This is a genomic window from Singulisphaera sp. GP187, assembly GCF_900129635.1.
Taxonomy (GTDB): Bacteria; Planctomycetota; Planctomycetia; order Isosphaerales; family Isosphaeraceae; genus Singulisphaera.
This window is the reverse complement of the sequence record NZ_FSRB01000001.1, coordinates 4,319,987-4,343,586: the sequence shown is the minus strand read 5'-3', so window position 1 is coordinate 4,343,586 and position 23,600 is coordinate 4,319,987. Positions and strand designations below refer to the sequence as shown.

Genomic DNA, 23,600 nt, shown 5'->3' with positions numbered 1-23,600 from the left:
TGCTCGCGGGGCTCGAGTACGCCGTTTGGCTTCGGGATCTCCCGAGTCATGAACGTCCTCCCACCACGCCTCGGAGGCATTCGGCACGTCAACAATCTGGAAACACCCCCAGAGGTTACAGCTTCAATTCCCAGGTCTCGTCCACGAAGTCGCCGCCGAAGGTGCGGTGCGGCTCTTCGCGGACCAGGCGGAAGCCGGCCCTCTGGTAGAGGTGGCGTGCGGCGTGCTGCGCGTTGATCGTCCAGAGCGTGACCTTCTGGTAGCCGGCCGACTGGGCGAACCGGATGCACTCGTCGACCAGGCGGGCGCCGATCCCCAGCCCGCGCGCCTCCGGTTCGACCAGGAGCAGGCGGAGCTGGGCCGTCTTCGCCGACTGCCGGACGAGGAACACCGAGCCCGCGACCTCGCCGTCGAGCTCCGCCATCCAGCAGCGCTCCCGCTCCGGGTCGTGCCCCCGGGCGAACTCGGCCACGATCCCCGCGACCATCGCCTCGAACCGCTCGCCCCAGCCGCACTCTTCCGCGTAGAACGACCCGTGGCGGGAGACGACCCAACCCATGTCGCCGGGACGGGGAGGGCGAAGGACGTAGGACCGTCCGGTGATTGATCGGGGGTTGAGCAGGCCCTCGATAGTCCGCATCGCCTGGACCAGCCGTCCCTGACCGTCCGGGGACAGGCCGCCCACCATCGCCTCGATCTCCTCGCGCGCCGCCGTGTCGAGCACGGCGAACGCTCCACGCCCGCGATCGGTCAACCCGAGGAGGGTCCGCCTGCGGTCGGTTTCCGAGGGCCGCTTGTCGACGAGGCCCCGCCTCTGGAGGCCGCCCAACATCCGGCTGAGGTGGCCCGGGTCCATCTCCAGGTCCCGGCACAGTTCGGCCGCCGTGGTCGTTGTGCGACGGGCGAGTTCGTAGATCACCCGTGCCTCGGCCAGCGAGAACGGGCTGTCCAGCAGGCCCTTCCTCAGCACGCCGATCCGCTGGGTGTAGAAGCGGTTGAAGTGCCGCATGGCACCGATGCGATCGCCCAGGTCGTTCCCCGTCATGGTTGTCACCTCGTGTCCCGGTCCCGTGATTGATTGCCAGAATCAACGAAATCGTTGATTCTGTCAACCATCAAGCCCGGTCGAACCGGCCTTCGTCGACCCACCGGTTGTGAGGCGGCGCGGCCATGCCCGATCGACGGAGCGTCAAGCTCTGGGAAGCCGCCCCCCGTTGAGCATGCGGGCTCCCACGCGATTTGCGCGGCGTTGCTCCTCCGTCGGGGACATCCCCAAAGTCCGGGGCATACCAGGGATGGATTAGTAGCCAGGCACCGAAAGAGGATGAAACGGGGAGCCTGGGCAATCCGTCAAGCCGAGCGATTGGGCACCCATCTTTAGCCGAATCCCCCAGACCTCCCAATTGAGGTGCATGGCCGGGGACCCTGTGAGTTTGCCGAGCTTGAATTTTCTCCGAATCTTATCGGAGACTTCACGATGAAACGGCTCAAAGAGCTGGCCGGATCGATCTCCAGCCGGCGGGGACCGGTGCAGCTCTGGCGGCTCGAGGTGCGCAAGGTCGAGCTCGAGGGCGTGTGGATCTGCCGCTGCCGGGAGTTCGTCCGGCTGGGGGACGCGGCCGAGGAAGTGTGAGTACGAAGCCGCCGTGTTGCCCCCTCCGCAGGCGTTGCCGGGGGGTTGCATTGAATGCGCACCCCGGGCGAGATCGCGCTCGCCCTTGTCGGTGTATCCCAATTGGGATACAATTGGGGCACGCACGGGTTGGGCCCGACGGAGGCTGACGACGATGGCAAGGACGAAGACGAAGCTCGCGGCGAACCCCATCGCGGCGAAACCGGCCCCGCGGGACGTACCCGGGGCACGCCGCACCGGCATGATCCGGGCCCGGGTCGAGCCCGATTTGAAGGCGCGGGTTGAGCAGGTGCTGGACCGCATCGGGCTGAATCCGAGCGAGGCGATCCGCCTGTTCTACACCCAGATCGACCTGGCCCACGGGCTCCCGTTCCCGGTGGTGATCCCCAACGCCACGACCCGGGAGGCGATGCGGGCCGCGGAGGCCGGGCAGGTGACCCGCCACGCCGACCCGACCGCGTTGTTCGAAGAGTTGGGCTTCTGACGTGGCCAAGGCAAAGCGTCCGCCCAAGGCCAAGGCCCCGGAACCAGAACCCGCCCCCCGGCCGCCACTGACGCCGTCGACCACGAAGCAATTCGAGCGGGAGGTGGCTCGGATGCGGAAGCGAGGCCAGGACATGGACCGGCTCCGGACCGCGATCGTGCTGCTTTGCTCCCGACTGCCCTTGCCCCGCCAACTCGCCGACCACCCGCTGCAAGGCGAGTGGAAGTCATTTCGCGATTGCCACTCGCCCCGGACTGGGTCCTGATCTACCAGACGACCGAGACGGAACTGATCCTCGCCCGGACCGGCTCGCACTCGGACCTTTTCGGCTAGTTCCGTAAGGAACGAAGGCGACTCCGCCGCGTTCGAGCGCGTGCTGGAGGAGGCCCGGGATGAGATTCCGATGCGGGTGCTCTGTTTCTGCGTCATGCCCCATCATTGGCATCTGGTGCTCTGGCCGGAGCACGACGGCGACCTCTCCGAGTATTTGCGGTGGCTCACCGTGACGCACACGCCGCGCTGGCACGCCGCGCATCACACGTCGGGGACCGGTCCGCTCTACCAGGGACGATTCCAGTCGTTTCCGGTGCAAGACGACGAGCACTTGCTCACCGTGTGCCGGTACGTGGAGCGGAACGCCTTGCGGGCGAACCCGACATCCCGGGCTGAGGACTGGCGGTGGGGAGGTCCCTGGCAGCGCCGGCAGCAAGTCCCATCAGTGACTCTGGCAGACGCCTGGCCGGTCCCGCGTCCTCGGCAGTGGACCGCGTTCGTGAACTAGCCGGAGACCGAAGCGGAGCTGCAGGCCCTCCACCGCTCGGTGGTCCGTGGAACGCCCTTCGGCGAGGCCCGCTGGCAGCAGGACACCGCGAAAACGCTGAGCCTGGGATCGACCCTGCGTGGCCGGGGCCGTCTGAGGCAGGATTAGTAGCCAGGCACCTAAAGAGGATAAAATGGGGAGCCTGGGCAATCCGTCAAGCCGAGCGAGTGGGCACCCATCTTTTCTGAATCTCTCAGGCCTCCCAATTGAGGTGCATGGCCGGGGACTCTGTGAGTTTGCCGAGCTTGAATCTTCTCCGAATCTTATCGGAGACATCACGATGAAACGGCTCAAAGAGCTGGCCGGATCGATCTCCAGCTGGCGGGGACCGGTGCAGCTCTGGCGGCTCGAGGTGCGCAAGGTCGAGCTCGAGGGCGTGTGGATCTGCCGCTGCCGGGAGTTCGTCCGGCTGGGGGACGCGGCCGAGGAAGTGTGAGTACGAAGCCGCCGTGTTGCCCCTCCGCAGGCGTTGCCGGGGGGTTGCATTTAATGCGCACCCCGGGCGGGATCGCGCTCGCCCTTGTCGGTGTATCCCAATTGGGATACACTGGGGACACACACGGGTTGGACCCGACGGAGGCTGACGACGATGGCCAGGACGAAGACGAAGCCCGCGGCGAACCCCATCGCGGCGAAGCCGGCCCCGCGGGACGTACCCGGGGCACGCCGCACCGGCATGATCCGGGCCCGGGTCGAGCCCGATTTGAAGGCGCGGGTTGAGCAGGTACTGGACCGCATCGGGCTGAATCCGAGCGAGGCGATCCGCCTGTTCTACACCCAGATCGACCTGGCCCACGGGCTCCCGTTCCCGGTGGTGATCCCCAACGCCACGACCCGGGAGGCGATGCGGGCTGCGGAGGCCGGGCAGGTGACCCGCCACGCCGACCCGACCGCGTTGTTCGAAGAACTGGGCTTCTGACGTGGCCAAGGCCAAGCGTCCGCCCAAGGCCAAGGCCCCGGAACCAGAACCCGCCCCCCGGCCGCCACTGACGCCGTCGACCACGAAGCAATTCGAGCGGGACGTGGCTCGGATGCGGAAGCGAGGCCAAGACACGGACCGGCTCCGGACCGCGATCGTTCTGCTTTGCTCCCGACTGCCCTTGCCCCGCCAACTCGCCGACCACCCGCTGCAAGGCGAGTGGAAGTCATTTCGCGATTGCCACCTCGCCACGGACTGGGTCCTGATCTACCAGACGACCGAGACGGAACTGATCCTCGCCCGGACCGGCTCGCACTCGGACCTCTTCGGCTAGTTCCGTAAGGAACTACGGCGACTCCGCCGCGTTCGAGCGCGTGCTGGAAGAGGCCCGGGACCAGATTCCGATGCGGGTGCACTGTTTTTGCGTCATGCCCGATCATTGGCATCTGGTGCTCTGGCCGGAGCACGACGGCGACCTCTCCGAGTATTTGCGGTGGCTCACCGTGACGCACACGCCGCGCTGGCACGCCGCGCATCACACATCGGGAACTGGTCCGCTCTACCAGGGACGATTCAAGTCGTTTCCGGTGCCAGACGATGAGCACTTGCTCACCGTGAGCCGGTACGTGGAGCGGAACGCCTTGCGGGCGAACCTGACATCCCGGGCTGAGGACTGGCGGTGGGGAAGTCTCTGGCAGCGCCGGCAGCAAGTCCCCTCGGTGACTCTGGCAGACACCTGGCCGGTCCCCCGTCCTCGGCAGTGGACCGCGTTCGTGAACCAGCCGGGAACCGAAGCGGAGCTGCAGGCCCTCCGCCGCTCGGTGGTCCGCGGAACGCCCTTCGGCGAGGCCCGCTGGCAGCAGGACACCGCGAAAACGCTGAGCCTGGGATCGACCCTGCGTGGCCGGGGCCGTCCGAGGAAATCCCCAGGGTAAACGGGAATTCAAACGACGCGACGCCAGAAACGACTCCCGACCCCTTTTTTCGACCGGCTTGCCTCTCGGGGGATCGGGGGTTGGATGGCATGGGTGGACTCCAGTCCCATTGGCGGGTTTTCCTCGGAAGTCACCGATTTCACTCTTGTGTACAAAAATTCCACCAACTTTCAAGATGTCCACTGCATGTGCGGTCGATGCAAGGATTTTTCTTGACTCAAGGGCGCTTGCCCACGTTAAGATATCAATGGGAATAAGTAGAAGGCGCAAAAGTCGGCGTTTGCGAACGTAGGGTGTCGTCGTGCCACACAACCGCTGTCGAGATTCCAGCGACCCGACGGCCGGAATCAGCACGAAGGGCAGTAAGCGACCCCATCCTTGAAAGGAGGGGCTTTCCAGATCGGTGTTGGCCCGCTGGCCCGACCACTTCCTTGGGGCCCACCGTCCAGTTCAGGCCGGCTTACTGCGATCCCTCTACGGCCTGTACCCGGTCTTGCGACCGGATGGCTTGGAGGTTCGTAGCCGGTGCTCCGGAGAGGAGTGCCTAATGAACCTTCTTGCCTTGTCCTTCAGGCTGGCTTTTTACGGAGGGCCTCTCCCTCCAACCCGGCGTCCACCTTGCCGAAGCCAGTTCCCACCAACCCATGGTACGAATCGGTGTCCGTGCGTCAACTGGGTTGTCCGAATCCCACAAATCCGGAGGTGGGCTTACCTCCCCATGCCTGAAGGCAGGGGCTTCACGCCCGCAAATTGGTGAAGGCAAGAGGTTGTCTCCCGCCCGCGTGGCCGCGCAAGGTGCGGCGGGCCGGGTTCGGCTTTTAAACGCAACGAGGATCGTCCCGATCAGCGTTCCGTCGAGACAGCCACGCCACCGGGTTCCGATCTTGTGTTCGGGAGGCAGGTCCCGCCGCGTTCCGGCAGCCCCCGACCGGTTTCCCAGGCCGATTCGCAATGACGCTCGAACAACGATTGGAGAGAGGATCATCTCGATGACGCGACGCGACGCGATGAAGATTTCCGCGGCCCAGCTCTCCCTGGCGTGCGCCCTGCCGGCGGCCTCCCGGGCGTTCGGCGCACCGAGGAGTGGCGGCGTGCTCGACGTGGTCTTCGAGGGGGGCGGGATCAAGGGCGCCGCGCTGGCCGGGGCGGCGAGGGTGCTGAGCGATAACGGGTTCTCCTACCGTCGGATGATCGGCAGCTCGGCGGGCGCGATCAGCGCGACACTGCTGGCGGCCGGCTACCAGCCAAAGCGCCTCCTGGAGATCCTCACCGAGCGCACCCCCCAGGGACAGCACCGCTTCAACCAGTTCCTCGCCCCGCCCGAAGAGATTGCCCCCCCGCCCTTCACAAGGACGACCGGGACCCTGTCCGCTGGCGACAAATTCTTCGCGATGATGCTCCCCGGGGCGTGGTCGCTCTTCACGGCGTCGATCATGAAGGCCTGCAAGTTGCTCGAGCCGGTCGGCAAGTTTAACCCCAAGTTCTCGGAAGAGAACATGAAACTGTACGTAGGTCACGGCCTGTCGCTCCTCTCCAACGGCGCGGTCGCGACCGACAAGGCCTTCACTGACTGGATGGGGGAGCGGCTCGAGGAACTGAAGCTGTCGAAGAACATCACGCTGGGCGAGTTCCACAGGGTCTCGTTGGCGCGGGGCATCCAGCTCTCGGTGGTGGCGACCGACGTCACGGCGAAGAAGTCGCTGGTTCTCAACCACCACACGGCGCCCGGGGTGCCGCTGGTTTCGGCGGTGCGGATGTCGATGGGCATCCCGCTCGTCTGGCCGGAGGTCGAGTGGTCGCCCTCGTGGGGCCCGTACCGGGGCAAGCCGATGTGGGACGAGAACAATGCGGGCCACCGCGTTGTCGACGGCGGCGTTCTTTCGAACTTCCCGTTGAAGTACCTGCTGGACGACCGGCAGCGGGCTGCCACGGGCGTTCTCGGCCCGTTCCGCGACGACACGAGCACCCGCACGCTCGGCCTGCTCCTCGACGAGACGCTCGACATCCCGGGCGTCCCGCAGCAGGAGGAGAAGGAGAAGATGGCGGACAAGATGCCGGCCTATCAGAGCATGTCGCGGCTCATGGCCACCATGCAGGGCGCGTGGGACCAGGAGGCGATCGACGAGTCGCCGGCCGGCACCATCCTCTGCCGGATCCCCGTGAAGGGTTACGACACGCTCGACTTCGACATGTCGGAGGGCCGGATGAAGGTCCTCGTCGCGAGCGGCACCGAGGCGATGGCAAACGCCCTGAAAGCCGCCGGCCTGGCGACCTGAGCCGGCGGGCGACGGGCAGAAAAGGGGTCGACTGGCCCGCTCTACCAGGGACGATTCCAGTCGTTTCCGGTGCAAGACGACGAGCACTTGCTCACCGTGTGCCGGTACGTGGAGCGGAACGCCTTGCGGGCGAACCCGACATCCCGGGGGGATTAGTAGCCAGGCACCTAAAGAGGATAAGACGGGGAGCCTGGGCACCCATCTTTGCCGAATCTCACGGACCTCCCAATTGAGGATTGAGGTGCATGGCCGGGAGGACTCCGACCCCGAAACGACTCCCGACCCCTTTTTTCGCCTCTCGTTTCGACATCGCGGGACCCGCCTCCGAGCGCCGCTCAGGGTTCTTCGCTGAAGCGGTAATCGATGATGCGCAACGGTGATGGCGTGCCTGGTGACTTTGGCTTGTCCTGCACGAGCACCGACATGATTTTGTCTGCCTTCCAGCGCGTGGGGTCTGCGAGCATCTCATTGATGAAGGGGCCTTTTTCCTCCTTCACGATGGACCAATCCTGCCATCGATTGCGAGCACTCGCGGTGGCAATCACCAGGTCGCTCGGCGCATAGTAGCCCCCTACCAGGGCCGCACCGGTATGCAACCGGCCATAGATGAGGAACAGGTTATCATGAGTGTCAATGTACATCCGCGGCCGAGAGCCGGCCACCCATGGAATCACGTCATCATGCCAGATGCCTGGAGCTTCACGCCAAAAGTGGTGAAACCGTCGGTCGGCCGGCGGCCCCAGAAGCTCTCCGCCTTTTGCCGTTAGACTGGTCGTGGTGGAAGAGAACCACATCACCACGTGAATGCGATTTTTGGAATCGATAGCCTGTGCCTGGTTGTTCATCAGCCCCTGGCGCAGGGTGATGTGCTCTACTGCCAGAAAGGGAGTGTCGATGCGTGCCGGCCCCTGGATCCGCTGCCCGAGATCGTTGAACCAGGTGTTTCCGCGATCGTCGGAATAGCCATAACAGAGGTCGTGATTCACTCCAACGGCGCTCTCACGCCAGACCCAGGTGGCCTGGAGTCTCCCCGCCGAATCGTAATCGTAGCCGTTCGGATATGCGTTGCGATGGGGGCTCGATCCCATCTCATCGCGGTATTCTCCGGCACGGGAATCGATCTGCCGGGTGTTCGACCATTTGCCGTTCTCGGCCTGGTAGTCAACGAGCATGTTGTCCCCGTTGCCCGAATTGCCGCGGCGATAGTGGAACTGCAGTCCGCCATCGGGCGTAGACCAGAAGCGGGGATAGGTGATGACGATCGGCTTGCCCTCTTCCAGGTCGGAGCGGACCGGGCCAAAGAGAGAAGCGGACCAGGTGACTTCATCGGGATGCGTCGCCACGCCTGCTTTCGAAACCCGATAATGCAATGGGCTGACGTGATGATCGAACGCCAGATGGATGGTGCCGTCCCTGGCGCAGATCCCGAGGGAAATCACGTTGTGCCCGTCGTTGCTCTTGAAGTGGTAATCGAGAAGGCGGATCACCTGCCAGGAGCCGCCGGGCAAGTGACGCCTGGCGATGCAGGCATGGCGCTCCCCGTCGTAATACACCACGTATTGCCAGTCAGCGAACGTGTGAACTGCGTCCTGCTGGAAGGTCGCGCCGTTCACGTTCGGCGGGTCTGCCCGAAATGTCAATGCGGAGGCATCGACTACGCCGTCGCCGATCTTGATAAGCGTCACATGGGCGCGAGTCGTGGAAACGCACGCGACACAAAGAGCCGCCAACGCAATGAGGGCTGGAAGAGATTTGCCGATGGAAGCAAAAATCGCTGGAATACCGAAACGCTTGATCAATGGTTTTCTCCACCTGTGTGGCGGGCGATCCAGGCCGGACGGCCTCTCGAGCTTGAATTGGAATATCAGGGAGGAAAAAGGGGCATAGCGGAATGGCGTGAAGCTAACGGTAAGTCGAAGCAGTTGTGGGAGTTGAGAAAAGAAAGGCCTCCTGGCACGATGGAGTTGCTTAACGACACTATCATGCACAAGAGGCCCTCTGATGCATCACCGGATTGATACCATCATCAAGCAGCTCCGGCAAGACATCGCCCTCCACCTCGACCCCGAATCCATCCAAGCCGCCTGTCGCTCGGCGGGTCATACCTGGCGTCGATGTGGGCTCAATCCCGTCGCGATTCTCCACTGGTTCGTCATCCAGGTCATCAACGGCAACACCGCCCTGCAGAAAGGGAGTTATTAGCCAGGCACTTCAGTGGGGAAAGGGAGTTATTAATTAGCCAGGCACTTCAGTGGGGAGGCCTGGGAGATTCAGTGAAGCTGGATTTGCAGCTGCAAAGGCTGTGCTGAACGTCCTCGAAGTCCTCATCCGACGTCGGTGGGACGGAGCCCGGCTGGGTTGGGCCTGCGGTGTGGGAGCAGGGGTGCCGAAATCCAGGGGGCAGGGCGGTGGTTCCCAAGAGGCGGTCGGCCCACGTAGCCTGGCGTGCGGAGGTCGTTGGGGTGGGATGGTCGCCGGGGATCAGCGCGCAGCGGCAAGGACCGCCGGGCGTGGCAGGGGTGATGAGCGGGGCGAGAGGAATCGGCGCGATGGTGTGGAATGGCTACGAAGGCGGCCCAGACGGGAGGCGGGCCGGGGTCGGTGAAGTTCTTCGAAGGCCTCGCGCCAGCACGAACTGTCCAGACCGATCCGGACGAAGATCGACGTGGCCTCGGCCGGAAGGCTCGCCTTGCCGTCGCGTGAGAGGCGGCTGGCGGCGTCGACGAGTCGTAGGTAGCACGAAAGCGTGAAGCCGGACACCAGGCCCACGCGGCCGGGCTCAGATTCGCGCCGGTCGTTCAGCGGGGCCAGCCAAAGTCCCTCCTCTTGGCCGGGGTCGTCGGTCCGGGTCGACAGGTCGTCGCTGAGCGTCGCCGACGCGTCCTGACTTCGGGCGTGGTCGAGTCGCTCGCGGAGTGAGGTGTGTTCGGAATGCTCGGGCGTCTCGGCGAGACCGGCGGCGACGGGATTCAGATCGATGTAGGCGGCGACAGCCAACAACGCCTCGTCGTCGAGCACGGCGATGCTCCGAAACCGGCCCTCCCAGAACGCGCCAGTGCAGCCGTCCTCGCGGTTGGCCAGTCGGGCCAGCGGCTCTTTCAGGCACTTCATGAACCAGCCCAGGTCCCCCAGCCTGGCGCGGGCCTGGGCGACGCAGGAGGGGTCGGCGGCGAACCGACGGACGCGTTCCTCGTCGACCGGTAACGCCTGTCCCGCGACGTCGCGGAGCGGGAACAGGGCCAGCCACCGCCGCGCGACTTCCTGGTCCGACCACGCTCGGACCCGCGCCGAGTCGAGCCGCAAGAGCAGGTGGAGATGGTTGTCCATGACAGCGAAGCCGCCACAGTGGATTGCAAAGATCTCGACCAACTCGCGCAGCCGTTCGACGATCCAGGCCTTGCGATGCGCATAGTCACCGCCGCAGAGGCTCGCCCGTCGGACGCACCGCGAGATACAGTGATACCAGGGGGTGACGGCTTCGTCGACGAGCTGCGAGCGCGGCGTGGGCATGGTTGTGGCCTCCTCATTTCATGCGAAGCTACGAGGCTAGTCGTCGTCTGTCCACTGCGTTGCCGAAGATCAACACCGGATGTTCCGATAGATATTCCAGGTCCCCCGCCTTACCCTCTTTAGGTGCCTGGCCGTCCTCTACTCCGGCGCCAGAAACGACTCCCGACCCCTCTCGACCCCTTTTTCCCCATGGAGGGGAGCGGGATCCTCACCAGTACTCTTCCATGTGGACGTTGCCTATTCTCTTGGCTTGCGGCTGGTCAAGCTGGAAGCCGCGCCCCTCAAGAATCTCGATGACGCCTGTAGGCTGCGGGTAAGCGCGCTGCCCCGTGTTGGGATCTTTGACCGGCGCACCGATCATCCTTGGGTTGCCGCAGAGATAGACGTGCGTTTGCGCGGGATCGAGCGGGTGGCCAAGGTGTTCCTCCAATTGACCACTGGTGATGAGGTCCTGGATGTAGACCTTACGTTTAACGGTGGCTGTTTCCCGCGTGGTGAGTGTCAGATAGGTGTAGCTGGAGTAGCGGCGCATCAACGCTTCTTGAATTTCCATGTAACCGAGGTCGCGGCGATAACACACGCAGCAAGCGGACAGAATCCTGCCCGAGTGGCCGCGGCGCAGCAGCTCCCACAAAAGGTAATTATGCGGCGCCTCGCCCGTGCCCGTGGCCAGAAAAACCACGTCGTCCCCCGGCCTCACCGGATCGAGCGTGAAGTGGCCCGTAATCTTTTCGCCGAGACAAAGGCGATCCCCCTCACGGAGGAGAAATAGGCGTGGCGTCAGGGCCGGCGCTTGTTTCTTGTCCGATTCGCGGACCAGCACGATATAGAACTCGAGCCAGTCGGTGCGTTCGATGTCGAGCAGTTCGTGATGGTCGTCGAGCACGGAGCAGCTGATGGAGTAAGCCCGCCGCGCCAGTTTGCGTTCGTCGCCCGGAGCAAGCTCCTCGGGCTGGACGCCGGGAATGCGCGGCTCCCAGAAGCCCATGCCGAGCGTGGAATACTGGCCGGGCTTGTGCACGGGCCTCGGGAAATCGGGACGCACGCGCATCACCATCAGGTCCGAATGCACCCTGCGCAGGGACACGACTGTCGCGTTGTAGCGGTTGTGTCGCAGTTGCGTGACTTCTTCCGGAGTCATCCGCGCCTCTCTCTCTTCTCCACCGCTTTGGAGATGATGAAGCCACCATCCGAAGCACGCCGCGTATCATACTCCAGCGTTAGATCGCCGGGGAGATCCCGGGCTGTTCGGATCGCGAGCGCGTGAGTGACGCCATCACGACGCGGTGCTTCAACGCGAGTGGATCGATTTTGATCGGCGAGAAGGGGGGATTGAGTAGCCAGGCACCTCAGTTGGGAGGCTTGGGAGATTCAGTGAAGATGGGCGAACTGTTGTCGGCTCGGTTAAATTCGCCTGGTTTCCCGTCTTGCCCTCTTTAGGAGCCTGGCCATGGCCACCGCCTGCGGTTAAATTCGCCTGGTTTCCCGTCTTGCCCTCTCTAGGAGCCTGGCCATGGCCACCGTTTCCTCTCTTTAGGAGCCTGGCCATGGCCACCGTTTCCTTCGTTCCCATCTTCATTACGTCCGAATGCAGAGCCTCAGCGAGTGGCGTCACCCCCGGAAGACGACGCCGACTCCCGACGGGTCGGAGCGAGCCCCGGGCCAATCTCATGGGGACCACGCGACGACCGTCGTCAATGGCAACGGCAACGGGGAGAATGGCGACTCCCGCTCGTTGAGCGGCGGAGCCCACGCCTTGCCTGAGGCGATTCCTTGAAGGCTGGTCGTACCGGTGGTCACGTGCCGGCCGGATTGTTCCCCGAGGTGCTTGACCCCGCCTGACCTTTTCCATGATATTAGATGAGATACCTCCCGTATTAAGGGGATTTGTTTGGATGAGTCGATGATCGCGGGCATGTCCGCTCTCTGCCTCGCTTGCCATCGGGGCCGCCGTATTGTCCCTTCGATGAGGGGACAGGGGGAAGTGGACTCCGGGCTGACGGACCCCACTCCGTGATCCCGTGTCATCCCCGGCCAGCCCGTAGAGGGCGAGCCGACTTACCCCCGTTGGGTGGGCCCGCCGCGTCCTCAGTCTGATGCTTCCGGGGATTGGCATTCGACAAAGAGCCGGGTGGAGCGGGCCGGGACCCGCGCCGGTCGGCCTCCAGAGGCGGTAATCGTGGCGTCGATCCCTCCCGGCCGGCAACCCCAGCGGAACTTTCCGACGACCCACTGGAGCCGCGTGGTCGCGGCCGTCGACCCGGAGGGGCCGCAGGCCCGGGAGCAACTCGCCGCCCTCTGCGACGCTTATTGGTATCCCCTCTATGCGTACGTCCGTCACCGCGGTCACGCCCCGGAGCAGGCGCAGGACCTGACCCAGGACTTCTTCGCCCACGTGCTGGAGAAAGGCCTGCTCGCGCGTGCCGATCCCGGCCGGGGGCGATTCCGCTCGTTCCTGCTGGCCGTCTACGCCCACTATCTCTCGAATCGACGCGACCACGAGCGCGCCCTCAAGCGCGGAGGCGGCCGGGCGGCCTTCTCCATCGACATCTCGGACGCCGAGGGCCGCTACGATCGGGAGCTCGTGCTCGAGCTGACCCCGGAGCGGGCCTTCGACCGGAGCTGGGCGCTGACCCTGCTGGGCCGGGTCCTCGACCAGCTCCGCCGGGAGTACGACGACGCCGGCCGGGCGGCGACCTTCGAGGCGTTGTACGGCAACCTGACCGAGGACGCGCAAGGCGTCGCGCATGCGACGGTCGCCGCCGGCCTCGGCATCAGCGAGGGGGCCGCCCGGGTCGCCGCCCACCGCCTCCGACGCCGCTACGGTCTCCTGCTCCGGCGCGAGATCGCCGCCACGGTTGACGACCCGGACGAGGTCGACGACGAGATCCGGGACCTCTTCGCCGCGCTCCGGGCCTGAGCCACGGAATCGCGCGCGGTCGCGGTAACGTTTCGCCCCGATTTGCTTAAGATCTCGAAGGGAGGACGAAGCGGCGGCCCCGTCCCGACCCCGCCCGTCCGGGGCCTCCCGGGGGAAGGGACGGGCGTTGACGCCCGATCGGGAGCCCGACCATGCCAGCCGAGAACACCTGTCGTCGTTGCGGCGCGAAGCAGCCGGCGGACGGCCCCGCCGGCCTCTGCCCGGGCTGCCTGCTCCGGCTCAGCCTCGACGCCGTCCCCCCGGCCCGCCCGCGAGTCGCGGCCGGGCGGCGGTCGGTCCGCCGTGCCGGCGTGCTCGTCGCGGAGCTCGAGGGCACGGCGGGCCGATCCCGGGCCTCGGGCATCCTGATCGACCTGGACCAGGTCATCGGCCCGGTCCCCCGCGTCCTGCTCCGCGACGGCCCGGTCGATGCCTCGAGGCTGGTCCGGCCTGGTTCCGAGGAGAGGCCCGCCCTCGCGGACGCCCCCGGCCGCTACCAGCTCTTCGGCGAGATCGCCCGCGGTGGCATGGGCGTCGTCCTGATGGGCCGCGACGTCGACCTCGGCCGCGACCTGGCCATCAAGGTCCTCCAGGAGGAGCACCTCGACGACCCCGAGGTCGTCCGCCGCTTCGTCGAGGAGGCGCAGATCGGCGGTCAGCTCCAGCACCCGGGGATCGTCCCGGTCCACGAGCTCGGCCGGCTCCCCGACCGTCGGCTCTACATCGCCATGAAGCTGGTCCGGGGCCGGACCCTGGCCGCGCTCCTGGAGGCCCGCCAGGGGCCGGCCGACGACCGGCCGCGGTTCCTGTCGATCTTCGAGCAGGTCTGTCAGGCGATGGGCTACGCGCACACCCGGGGCGTGATCCACCGCGACCTCAAGCCGTCGAACGTCATGGTGGGCAGCTTCGGCGAGGTGCAGGTGATGGACTGGGGCCTCGCCAAGGTCCTCGACCAGGGGGGCGTGGCCGACGAGGCCCGGTCGCTGAGGAGCCGGCTCGACCCGGAGGCCGTCCTGACGGTGCGGACCGGCTCGGAGGCCGGCGAGTCGCGTGACGGCTCGGTCCTGGGCACGCCGGCCTACATGGCCCCCGAGCAGGCCCGCGGGGCGCTCGACACGCTCGACGAGCGGGCCGACGTCTTTGGCCTCGGCTCGATCCTCTGCGAGATCCTCACCGGCCATCCGGCCTACACGGGCCGGACCGACGACGCGCTCTACGGCAAGGCGTCCCGCGCCGACCTGGCCGACGCCCGGACGCGGCTCGACGCCTGCGACGCCGACGGCGAACTGGTCGCGCTGGCCCGGTCGTGCCTGGCCGCGGCGCCGAAGGACCGGCCGCGGGACGCCGGGATGCTCCTGGCCGGCCTGACGGCCTACCTGGCGGGCGTCCAGCGGCGGCTCCGCGAGGCCGAGCTGGCCCAGGCGCAGGCCGAGGCCCGCGCCGCTGAGGAGCAGGGGCGCCGCCTCCTGGCCGACGAGCTGGCCCGCGCGGCCCGCGACCGCGCCGCGGAGGAGCGCAAGCGACGCATCCTGACGGCGGCCCTGGCCGCGTCGGTGCTCGCCACCGCCCTGATCGTGGGGGGCGGCTGGGCTTGGCTGGCCCGCGATCGCGTGGCCAACGCCCTGAGGACGGCCGCCTCGGTCGACAAGGCCCTCGCCGAGGCGGGCCTGCGGCTCGACCAGGCCCGGTTGGCGCCGGCCTACGACCGGGCCAAGTGGGTCGAGGCGACCGAGGCGGCCCGGCGGGCCGAGTTGCTGCTGGCCCGGGGCGAGGGCGGGCCCGACCTGCGGCGCCATGTCCGGGACCTCCTGGCGGCCATCGCCGGCGAGCACGTCGAGGCGGAGGCGGCCGAGAAAGATCGGCGCATGGTCGATCGGCTCGCCAGGATCCACGCCGACATGACGTTCCACCTGGACCGGGCCCGGGAGGACGCCCAGTACGCCGCGGCGTTCCGCGACTACGGGATCGACGTCGACACGCTCTCCCCCGCCGTTGCGGGCGCCCGGATCGCCGCGCGACCGATCGCGATCGAGTTGGCGGGCGCCCTGGATCATTGGGCGTTCAGCCGGCGACGCACCAGCCCCCCGAGACTCGCCGCGGCCCGACACCTGGCCGACGTCGCCCGGGCGGCCGATCCCGACCCCTGGCGGGACCGGCTCCGCGACGCGATCGAGGTGAGGAAGACCGACCGGGAGCGGGGCCGCGCCGCCCTCAAGGGGCTGGCCGCCTCTGCCGACGTCGATGCCCTGACCGCCGCCAGCGTCGAACGGCTGGCCTGGGCCCTGGCCGACCTGGGCGACCGCGAGCCGGCCATCGCCCTCTACCGGGCCGCGCAGCGGGCCCATCCCGACGACTTCTGGATCAGCAGCAATCTGGCGCAGGAGCTGGTCCGGGCGGGTCGATTCGACGAGGCGGTCCGGTTCGCCTCGGCCGCGGTGGCCATCCGCCCCCGGAGCGGTCACGCCCTGGTCGCCCTCGGCAAGGCGCTGCACCTCGGCGGCCGGCTCGAGGACGCCGCTGCCACGCTCCGCAAGGCGGTCCGCCTTCGGCCCGACGATGCCAACGTCCAAGGGACCCTGGATGCCGTGCTGAGGGACCTGGGCCGCTCTGAGGGGGCAGGGGGCGGGGCCCTAGGGGCGGAGCGGCCCGACCCCCGGCGGCCGGCTACCCTGCAAGACTGACGCCAACCCGCCCAAACGCGGGCGAATCCCGGGCGCAGCGACCGGCGGGCTCGCTGAGGCCGTCCGCTTGCGAGGCCCTCGTCCACGACGGCCTCGGCCCCGGCCAGGGCGCACCGGCCGAGGGCCCACTCCGGGAAAATTTCGTCGGATTCGGTAACGTTTCGCCACCCGATGCTTAATCTCTAAACAGAGGGGTTGTCCTGGGGCACACCAAGGAGAGGGGGGGCCGATTTATTATGAGTGCGATCCCTCATGCCCTCGCCAACGCACCTCGCCGGACCCACGGGCCCGGAGTGGCGATCCCATCCATCGTCCCGGAAGTAACTCACTGAGATACCGTCATCTCCCCGGCGACCGGATGCCGGGGCTCCACGATCCGCCGGCCAGGCTGCGGACCGGGGTGCGCACTCACGTCGTCGTTGGCTTCTCGCCCTGTCACTCCATCTCTCATCATGATCGGGGAACCTATGCGGACTCGAAGGCATCCCGGCTTCACGCTGATTGAGCTTCTCGTGGTCATCGCGATCATCGCCGTGCTGATCGCCCTGCTCTTGCCCGCCGTCCAGTCAGCGCGGGAGGCGGCACGCCGGGCGCAGTGCGTCAACAACCTCAAGCAGCTCGGCCTGGCCGTGGCCAACTACGAGAGCAGCAACGTGTGCCTACCGCCGGCGCACGTGGGCTACAGCTGGAACGACTGGTCGGCGGTCTCCATGATGCTCCCCATGATGGAGCAGTCGGCCCTCTTCAACGCCGCCAACTTCACGACCGGCTTCGCCAGCCCGGCCACGGTCCAGAACACGACGGTCTTCAAGACGCAGATTTCCTCCCTGCTCTGCCCCTCCGACATCGATCGGATGACCAACGGGACCGGCCACACGAATTACTCGATGTGCGCGGGGTCGGAGGCGTACACCATGAAGTACGGCGACAACTTCCGCGGCGTCGGGATCGACCTCGGGCAGCAGGGCGGGAAGGGCGGCAAGATCGCCCTCCGGGACATCCTCGACGGCACGAGCAATACGGTCTGCTTCAGCGAACGCGTCAAGGGAGTCGACGCCGGGCTGGACGTGATGAAGCCGACCTCCAGCGTCTCGAACACGAGCACCTGGTACCCCAACGCCAGCCCGTTGGTCGACTACCTCTCCTGCATGACGCTCTACCCCAGCGCGTCGAATCTCGCCAACCTGGCCCTGTCGGGCAACCCGGCAAACACTGACAGCGGGATGGGGAGCTTCTGGCACCTCGGCCTCGGCCGCAACGGCGGTATCTATACCAATATCATGACACCAAACACCTGGAGCTGCGTCACCAACAATCAGGACATGAACGGCGCCCTTCTGACGGCCAGCAGCCGGCACTCCGGGGGCGTCAATACCCTCTTCTGCGACGGCTCGGTGAAGTTCGTCAAGAACTCCGTCAATTACATCACCTGGTGGGCCGTGGGCACGATCGCCAACAGCGAGGTCGTCTCGGCCGACGCCTACTGAATCTGATCGGCTCGTCGCGGGCCCGTTGCTCGCGAAGGGCGCCACGGTGCATACCGGTTCGGCCGAGAATCCCACCATGACGACCACGGCGAAGCGGAGCGCGCTTGGCCGCGGATCGGCGAGGAGTCGATGGAGATGAACACCGCTCGACGAGCGTTTTGGGTCTTTGCGGTTGCCGGCCTCCCTCTGGCCGTGGGGGGCTGCGGGTGGGAGCCGCATTACGAGCACGCTCGGGTGCACGGGAAGGTGACGTACAAGGGGAAGCCCGTGCCCTTGGGGTCGGTCCTGTTCGTCCCGGTCCAGCCCCCGCCGGACGGGTCAATGCAACCCGCCTCCGGCACGATTAACCCCGACGGGACCTACGAGTTGCAGTCGAAGGCGGACCCGGGGGCCATCCTCGGCGAGCACAAGGTGGTCGTCATGGCCATCGACGGCGGCCAGCCCGCCGCCGCCCCGGATCCGTCGAAGGCCCCCGAGGTCGGCCCCGCTCCCGCAAAGCCGGCGGCCCGGTTCAAATCCCTCGTTCCCGAGAAGTATTCCAATCCGGAGACCACCCCCCTGACCCGCAAGGTCGTGCCCGGTGAGAACGCCCTCGACATCGAACTCCTCGACTGACGACTCGCTTCAAAATGAATTCCAGGAAGCCGATCCCCTTGCCCAGGGGATCCGGCCGGGCTGGCCGTTTGACGACGAGAGACTTGATTGATCTTGATTGGATCGGTCAAGATAGGGGAGATTCTTCTTGAAGTCCGTGAAGCCAGCGGACCGATTGTGAGAGTGGTGAGGGAACGCCGGACGCACCTTTGCCAGATCTCGGGCCGCCGCGCCGCGGTCGCTTTTTCCCACGTGGGGGGAGCCTGAGATGGAAAAAGAGCAGGGGGGCAGGATGGCAACCGATCGCGAGGCGGGGGCGAGCCAGCGGAGCTTGCTCGATTATGTCGGCAAGACACCATTGGTCCGGCTCTTGCGCCTCGGCGAGGGGCTGCCGGCGCAGGTCTGGGCCAAGGTCGAGGGGAATAACCCGGGCGGGAGCATCAAGGACCGCGTCGGGATTGCGATGATCGACGAGGCCGAACGCGCCGGGCGGCTCGGGCCGGGTGGCACGATCATCGAGGCGACGGCCGGCAACACCGGGGTCGGGCTGGCGATGGCCGCGGCCATCAAAGGGTATCGCTGCATCTTCGTGCTGCCCGACAAGATGAGCGATGAAAAGGTCCGCCTGCTCAAGGCCTATGGCGCGGAGATCGTGATCACCCCCACCGGGGTTCCGCCCGACTCCCCCGAGAGCTACAACGGCGTCGCCGACCGCCTGGCCCGCGAAGTCCCGGGCGCCTGGCGCCCGAACCAGTTCGGCAACCTGGCGAACCCCGAGATCCATTACCGCACCACCGGCCCGGAGATCTGGGAACAGACCGAGGGGCGGATCACCGCGTTTGTCGCGGGGGTCGGCACCGGCGGGACGATCTCCGGCGTTGGCCGATACCTCAAGGAGCAAAACCCCGAGATTCGGATCATCGGGGCCGACCCCGAAGGCTCGGTCCTCTCGGGCGACTCGCCCCACCCCTGGAAGGTCGAGGGGATCGGTGAAGACTTCGTGCCCAAGACGCTCAACGGCCAGATGGTCGACGAGTGGGTCCGCGTTGGTGATGCCGAGTCATTTCACACTGCTCGGACGCTGGCGCGGCGGGAGGGGATCCTCGCCGGTGGCTCGAGCGGCACGGCCGTCGCCGCGGCCTTGCGGTTCGCCCGGCGGCTCGGCCCCAACGACCTGATCGTGGCGCTCTGCCCAGACACAGGGCGGAACTATATGAGCAAATTCTTCGACGACCGCTGGCTGGCCGAGCAGCAGCTCGGGTGGGACGTTCCGCCGCCGCACACGGTGGCCGACCTGCTCCGGACCCGCGGCTTGCGGGCCTTGGTCTCGGTCCGGCCGGAAGACACGGTCGCGTTGGCGGTCGAGCTCTTGCAGTCGGTCGGGATCTCGCAGTTGCCGGTGCTTCGCGACGGCCAACCGGTCGGGAGTATTCAAGAGATCACGCTCGCTCGTGCCTTGCACGACGGCGGCGACCCGAGCCAGGTGACTCTGGGCGCGATCATGGCGCGCCCTTTGCCGCAGCTCGACGTTTCGGTCCATCTCGACGAGGCCTATCGGCTCTTGCTGGCCGGTAACACCGGGGTCCTGGCCGTGTCGGACGGGATCGTTCTCGATATCATCACCCGGATCGACCTGGTCCAGTACTGGAACAAGGCGCCGGGGCGGTAAGCCGTTCACTTTTTCATCGAATCAAACGGCGGGCGGCACGGTCGGGAACGCGCGCCCTTGGAATTTTCCCAGCGAGACAAGACCCATGACCGACGAGTTGCGCCCCCTCGGATTTTCCACCCTCGCCATTCACGAAGGCCAAGCCGCCGATCCGGCCACGGGAGCGACCGTGGTGCCGATCTACGCCACCTCGACGTTCACTCAAGAGGCGCCCGGGGAGCACAAGGGCTACGAGTACTCGCGCAGTGGGAACCCGACCCGCGCGGCCTTGGAGAGCTGCCTTGCCGCCCTCGAAGAGGGAGAGCAAGGGCTGGCGTTCGCGTCAGGGTTGGCCGCCAGTACGGCGGTGCTCCTGACCTTGCGGCCTGGCGACGAGGTGGTCGCCGCGTCCGACCTCTACGGCGGGACCTATCGGCTGCTCGAGCGGGTCTTCAAGCAGTGGGGGCTGATTCCTCGCTACACCGACGACATCAGCCCCGAGGGGTTTGCTCGCGCCGTCACTCCCGCCACCAAGCTGATCTGGATCGAGACGCCGACCAATCCGCTGCTTCAAGTCCTCGACATCGCGGCGATCGCCGCGATTGCGCACGGGGCAGGGGCCTTGCTCGCGGTGGATAACACGTTTGCCTCTCCCTATTTGCAACAGCCGCTCCGCCTGGGCGCGGATCTCGTGGTGCATAGCACGACCAAGTATCTGGGCGGCCACTCCGACGTGGTCGGTGGGGCCGTGATTGGCTCGCGGGCCCTCCTCGAGCCGATCAAGTTCTATCAGAACGCGGCGGGCGGTGTCCCCGGCCCGTTCGACTCCTGGCTGGTGCTCCGAGGGGCGAAGACCCTCGCGGTCCGAATGGACAGGCACTGCGCCAACGCTGCGCAGCTCGCCCCCTGGCTGGCCGAGCAGCCGGGAGTCGACCGGGTCTACTACCCGGGCCTGCCCTCGCACCCGAACCATGACCTGGCCCGCCGGCAGATGCGCGACTTCGGCGGCATGATCAGCATCAGCCTCGCCGGCGGGGGCGAGGCGGCCAGGCGCCTGCTCACGCGGACCAAGCTCTTCAGCCTGGCCGAGAGCCTGGGCGGAGTCGAGTCCTTGATCAGCCACCCGGCCACCATGACCCACGCCAGCATCCCGGCCGAGATTCGCAAGGCCCGCGGCGTCGATGATGGCCTGGTACGTCTGAGCGTCGGCATCGAAGACGTCGCGGACCTCCAAGAGGATCTGCGGCAGGCCTTCGCTTCTTAAGAAAGGCGCCGGGGCGGTGAAGCGGGGGTTCGCTGATCAACCGAGGATCGTTCGAAGGCGTGATTGGGCGAGCCTGACGTAGTGGGTCTCGAGATTGGTGGCCATCGCCTCACGGTACGAGACGCGGGCGGCGGACTCGTCACCCAGGCCACGATGGGATTCACCAATGTAATAGTGTGCGGTGGGCACATCGACCGGATTGGGTTTTGTCTCGAGGTACTGCCGCCAATAATCGAGGGCCTGGCCGTACTCGCCGAGCGCCAAGGCGGCTCGGCCCAGATTGCCGAGCACGGTGGAAACCGTGTTCTTGTCCTGAGTCTGAGTGAACACCTCGAGTCGAGACTCAAATCGCCTCAGGTCGTCAAGCGTCAGGTCCTTGCGGCCCTGAATCGCGGCGAGCCGAAGCTCGGCGGCGTCGCGCCACAAGCTGAGCTTGGCGTCGCTGCGAACCCCGGTTCGGGCATCGTTGAGCCATTTCGGGACGTCGGCAAGCCGGCCTTGATCCATGAGGACCGCGGCGCGAATGAACGCGAAGAGGCCCTGCATCAATCGCTCGGCACCCGGACTTGGGATTGGGTCGAGCTGGGCGACGCGATCGAGTGTGGTGAGCGCCTCGTCGAACCGGCCCCAGGAGCGGAGGGTCTCAAACCGGACCACTTCAATCTGTCGGGCGGGCCGCGTCTCCGCGGTGGCCCGATCGCAGGCGGACAAGGCCTCGACCAGCCGGCCTCGTTTGCGCTGGAGATCGGCGAGTTCGGCGAGTGCGTTGGCAAGGTGCCCCGCGTCTCCCAGGGTTTCGGCCCAACCGACGGCACTCTGGCGATGAGCCTCGGCCTCGTCGAGCCGGCCGGCCTCCCCGTACGAGGCGCCGGCTTGACGATGGGCCATGAACTTATGTTCGGGGAGGTGAACGAGCTCGACCGCTTCCTCGGCGCGTTGAATCGAATCGAGTACGCGGCCAGCCATGAACAGGGAGCAGGAAAGGTGCAAGGTCAGGAGAGTCCGAGCCGTGTCCTGGCCCGGGGCCAGCGTGTTGAGGCCGGTTTCGTAGATCTGGGAGGCGCTGGCATAATCTCGTCGTGAATCAAGTTGTCGGCCTCGGTGGATGAACCAGGCCGGATCTTGCGGGGCTTCTTTGAGGACCGACTCGGCGAGCTGTCGCTGTTGCCTGGCTTCGTCGAGCCGGCCCAGTCCCTCGAGGGCCTCGGCGAGCCGGCCGCGAATCTCGGCCACCAGGCCGGACCCGGGAAGACGATGCCGGAGGATGGCGAACCCTTGGGTGGCCACCTGCTCGTAACGACCCTCGGAGAGCGCCAGACGCATGAGCTCGTGTCGGGCCGAGATCCGGAAGCCGTCGCCCAGGATCGAAGGGGTTGCAACCACCCACTCGAGATAACGCCGAAGACGTGGGTTGCGAATCGCATGCCGAGCGAGTAGAGGCGGTAGTATCAGAAAATAAAAAATATTGAGAAAAACAACAATGACGATTATTATTGAGATGATTCGAGGGGGTGTTGCAAAGAGGAACTGACTCATTAGTGGGTTCCACTGACACTCGTATGGTGTCGTGATGTTGTGATGCGAACGGGCTGAAGCCGACGGAGGCGATTTCTCATCGCCCTCGAGCCTATCATTCATTGCGATCTAAGACCAACACGTTTTGTAGAGACTGTCGCCACGTTACCGGATTTTCTGCCCGGATCCATCGACCCGGCGCCTTGGCTGCAGTGTCCCGTTCCCTCCTTCTCTTGAGCATGAACCGCATTAACTTGGTCGACATTGCGGGATTCAACTTGACTTGATCGGTCGGGATTGCAAAGATTAGGCTTTGACCGAGGTCCGCTTGGGCAGTGAAGCCGTTGGGGCCTGTCAGGGAAGAGGGTGGTCTGGACGCTTGAGGGTTCATACTCGTGGATTTTGGTTTCAGGCCCCACTGTACGCCTTGTCGGGAGGGATACCGCGATGAAGCTCTCGGCCAAGGTTGAATATGCGTGTTTGGCGATCATCGCGCTGGCGCGGCAGGATCAGGACGAGTCGCCGGTCCGTGCCCGTGTGATTGCCGAGGGGAACGGGATCCCGGAGAAATATCTGGTGCAGATCTTACTCCAGCTCAAGGCGGCCAACCTGGTTCGGAGCACCCGAGGGTCGCTGGGGGGGTATCGTCTGGCTCGGCCTGCTCAGACGATCTCCCTGCTCGAGGTGATTCACGCGATCGAAGGCCCCGATCAGTCGCCCCGCGAGGAGCAAAATCTGGCCTCGCGCGTCCTGGCCGCCGTCCTCGATCGGATTCGCTCCGCCGAGCGACGCGTGCTTGCGCAAACCTCCATGGCGCAGCTTGCTGATCTTTCGTCGCCTCATGATTGGGTGATCTGATCTGAGGAGCGGCGACGCGTCGAGCGGTGCGACGTCGGCTGGTCGGTCGTGCCTGC

At 66.2% G+C, this 23,600-nt stretch carries 21 protein-coding genes and 2 pseudogenes; 18 read left to right on the top strand and 5 right to left on the bottom strand.

The genetic code is table 11. The features are described from left to right. Window positions 1–115: 115 nt before the first annotated feature. A complete protein-coding gene (locus tag BUS42_RS16775; RefSeq protein ID WP_074308083.1) occupies window positions 116–1,045 on the bottom strand; it encodes a bifunctional helix-turn-helix transcriptional regulator/GNAT family N-acetyltransferase in 930 nt (309 codons plus the stop codon). Window positions 1,046–1,477: 432 nt separating this feature from the next. On the opposite strand from BUS42_RS16775, the gene BUS42_RS43670 reads away from it, so the two are divergent. From BUS42_RS43670 to BUS42_RS16740, 10 genes and pseudogenes are all read left to right on the top strand, one after another. Then, window positions 1,478–1,633 carry a hypothetical protein gene (locus tag BUS42_RS43670; protein ID WP_159452239.1) on the top strand — a complete coding sequence of 52 codons (156 nt, stop codon included), beginning with the start codon at window positions 1,478–1,480 and terminating at the stop codon, window positions 1,631–1,633. Between the two features lie 154 nt (window positions 1,634–1,787). After that, window positions 1,788–2,117: a type II toxin-antitoxin system RelB/DinJ family antitoxin gene (locus BUS42_RS16770; protein WP_216821043.1), complete on the top strand. Its 330-nt coding sequence runs from the start codon at window positions 1,788–1,790 to the stop codon at window positions 2,115–2,117. A 1-nt stretch (window position 2,118) separates the two neighbouring features. Beyond that, window positions 2,119–2,382: a type II toxin-antitoxin system RelE/ParE family toxin gene (locus BUS42_RS46500; protein WP_216821042.1), complete on the top strand. Its 264-nt coding sequence runs from the start codon at window positions 2,119–2,121 to the stop codon at window positions 2,380–2,382. Next, on the top strand, window positions 2,337–2,450 hold the full coding sequence (locus tag BUS42_RS46495; RefSeq protein ID WP_410001686.1) for a type II toxin-antitoxin system YafQ family toxin: 114 nt from the start codon (window positions 2,337–2,339) through the stop codon (window positions 2,448–2,450). The genes BUS42_RS46500 and BUS42_RS46495 overlap by 46 nt, the downstream gene beginning before the upstream one ends. 25 nt (window positions 2,451–2,475) lie before the next feature. Further along, window positions 2,476–2,898, top strand: a pseudogene (locus BUS42_RS16760) (transposase); the annotation flags it as partial. A 319-nt stretch (window positions 2,899–3,217) separates the two neighbouring features. After that, window positions 3,218–3,373, top strand: a complete 156-nt coding sequence (locus BUS42_RS43665; protein WP_159452238.1) for a hypothetical protein — start codon at window positions 3,218–3,220, stop codon at window positions 3,371–3,373. 153 nt (window positions 3,374–3,526) lie between these two features. Next, complete coding sequence (locus BUS42_RS16755; protein ID WP_216821040.1) at window positions 3,527–3,856, top strand: type II toxin-antitoxin system RelB/DinJ family antitoxin; 330 nt, start codon at window positions 3,527–3,529, stop codon at window positions 3,854–3,856. 1 nt (window position 3,857) lies between these two features. Beyond that, window positions 3,858–4,190 carry a type II toxin-antitoxin system YafQ family toxin gene (locus BUS42_RS16750; protein WP_216821039.1) on the top strand — a complete coding sequence of 111 codons (333 nt, stop codon included), beginning with the start codon at window positions 3,858–3,860 and terminating at the stop codon, window positions 4,188–4,190. Between the two features lie 31 nt (window positions 4,191–4,221). Next, window positions 4,222–4,791: pseudogene (locus tag BUS42_RS16745) on the top strand (transposase); the annotation flags it as partial. A 989-nt stretch (window positions 4,792–5,780) separates the two neighbouring features. After that, window positions 5,781–7,067: a patatin-like phospholipase family protein gene (locus BUS42_RS16740; RefSeq protein WP_074308081.1), complete on the top strand. Its 1,287-nt coding sequence runs from the start codon at window positions 5,781–5,783 to the stop codon at window positions 7,065–7,067. Between the two features lie 335 nt (window positions 7,068–7,402). On the opposite strand, the gene BUS42_RS16735 is transcribed toward BUS42_RS16740, so the two are convergent. Next, the gene (locus BUS42_RS16735; RefSeq protein WP_159452237.1) at window positions 7,403–8,866 is read right to left on the bottom strand and encodes a BNR repeat-containing protein; all 1,464 of its coding nucleotides are present in this window, start codon (window positions 8,864–8,866) and stop codon (window positions 7,403–7,405) included. 202 nt (window positions 8,867–9,068) lie between these two features. On the opposite strand from BUS42_RS16735, the gene BUS42_RS16730 reads away from it, so the two are divergent. Next, the gene (locus tag BUS42_RS16730; RefSeq protein ID WP_074308077.1) at window positions 9,069–9,269 is read left to right on the top strand and encodes a hypothetical protein; all 201 of its coding nucleotides are present in this window, start codon (window positions 9,069–9,071) and stop codon (window positions 9,267–9,269) included. Window positions 9,270–9,548: 279 nt separating this feature from the next. Here BUS42_RS16730 and BUS42_RS16725 read toward each other — a convergent pair whose 3' ends face one another. Together BUS42_RS16725 and BUS42_RS16720 are read right to left on the bottom strand one after the other, a co-directional pair. Next, on the bottom strand, window positions 9,549–10,577 hold the full coding sequence (locus BUS42_RS16725) for a transposase (protein ID WP_074308075.1): 1,029 nt from the start codon (window positions 10,575–10,577) through the stop codon (window positions 9,549–9,551). A 208-nt stretch (window positions 10,578–10,785) separates the two neighbouring features. After that, window positions 10,786–11,718 carry a ferredoxin--NADP reductase gene (locus BUS42_RS16720; RefSeq protein WP_074308073.1) on the bottom strand — a complete coding sequence of 311 codons (933 nt, stop codon included), beginning with the start codon at window positions 11,716–11,718 and terminating at the stop codon, window positions 10,786–10,788. A gap of 1,038 nt (window positions 11,719–12,756) precedes the next feature. On the opposite strand from BUS42_RS16720, the gene BUS42_RS16710 reads away from it, so the two are divergent. The 6 genes from BUS42_RS16710 to BUS42_RS16685 all read left to right on the top strand — a co-directional run bounded on the left by BUS42_RS16710 (window position 12,757) and on the right by BUS42_RS16685 (window position 21,171). Continuing rightward, on the top strand, window positions 12,757–13,497 hold the full coding sequence (locus tag BUS42_RS16710) for an RNA polymerase sigma factor (RefSeq protein ID WP_216821037.1): 741 nt from the start codon (window positions 12,757–12,759) through the stop codon (window positions 13,495–13,497). A 152-nt stretch (window positions 13,498–13,649) separates the two neighbouring features. After that, window positions 13,650–16,178, top strand: coding sequence for a protein kinase domain-containing protein (locus BUS42_RS16705; RefSeq protein WP_074308071.1), 2,529 nt, complete (start codon window positions 13,650–13,652; stop codon window positions 16,176–16,178). A gap of 467 nt (window positions 16,179–16,645) precedes the next feature. Beyond that, entirely contained in the window at window positions 16,646–17,665 is a 1,020-nt protein-coding gene (locus BUS42_RS16700) for a DUF1559 domain-containing protein (RefSeq protein WP_074308069.1), read from the top strand. A gap of 135 nt (window positions 17,666–17,800) precedes the next feature. Beyond that, window positions 17,801–18,280 carry a hypothetical protein gene (locus BUS42_RS16695; protein ID WP_074311142.1) on the top strand — a complete coding sequence of 160 codons (480 nt, stop codon included), beginning with the start codon at window positions 17,801–17,803 and terminating at the stop codon, window positions 18,278–18,280. A gap of 247 nt (window positions 18,281–18,527) precedes the next feature. Continuing rightward, on the top strand, window positions 18,528–19,928 hold the full coding sequence (locus BUS42_RS16690) for a cystathionine beta-synthase (RefSeq protein ID WP_074308067.1): 1,401 nt from the start codon (window positions 18,528–18,530) through the stop codon (window positions 19,926–19,928). An 85-nt stretch (window positions 19,929–20,013) separates the two neighbouring features. Beyond that, window positions 20,014–21,171, top strand: a complete 1,158-nt coding sequence (locus BUS42_RS16685; protein WP_074308065.1) for a cystathionine gamma-synthase — start codon at window positions 20,014–20,016, stop codon at window positions 21,169–21,171. Window positions 21,172–21,207: 36 nt separating this feature from the next. Here BUS42_RS16685 and BUS42_RS16680 read toward each other — a convergent pair whose 3' ends face one another. After that, window positions 21,208–22,554 carry a tetratricopeptide repeat protein gene (locus BUS42_RS16680; protein WP_074308063.1) on the bottom strand — a complete coding sequence of 449 codons (1,347 nt, stop codon included), beginning with the start codon at window positions 22,552–22,554 and terminating at the stop codon, window positions 21,208–21,210. A 579-nt stretch (window positions 22,555–23,133) separates the two neighbouring features. Here BUS42_RS16680 and BUS42_RS16675 point away from each other — a divergent pair. Further along, complete coding sequence (locus BUS42_RS16675; protein ID WP_074308061.1) at window positions 23,134–23,544, top strand: RrF2 family transcriptional regulator; 411 nt, start codon at window positions 23,134–23,136, stop codon at window positions 23,542–23,544. Window positions 23,545–23,600: the final 56 nt, after the last annotated feature.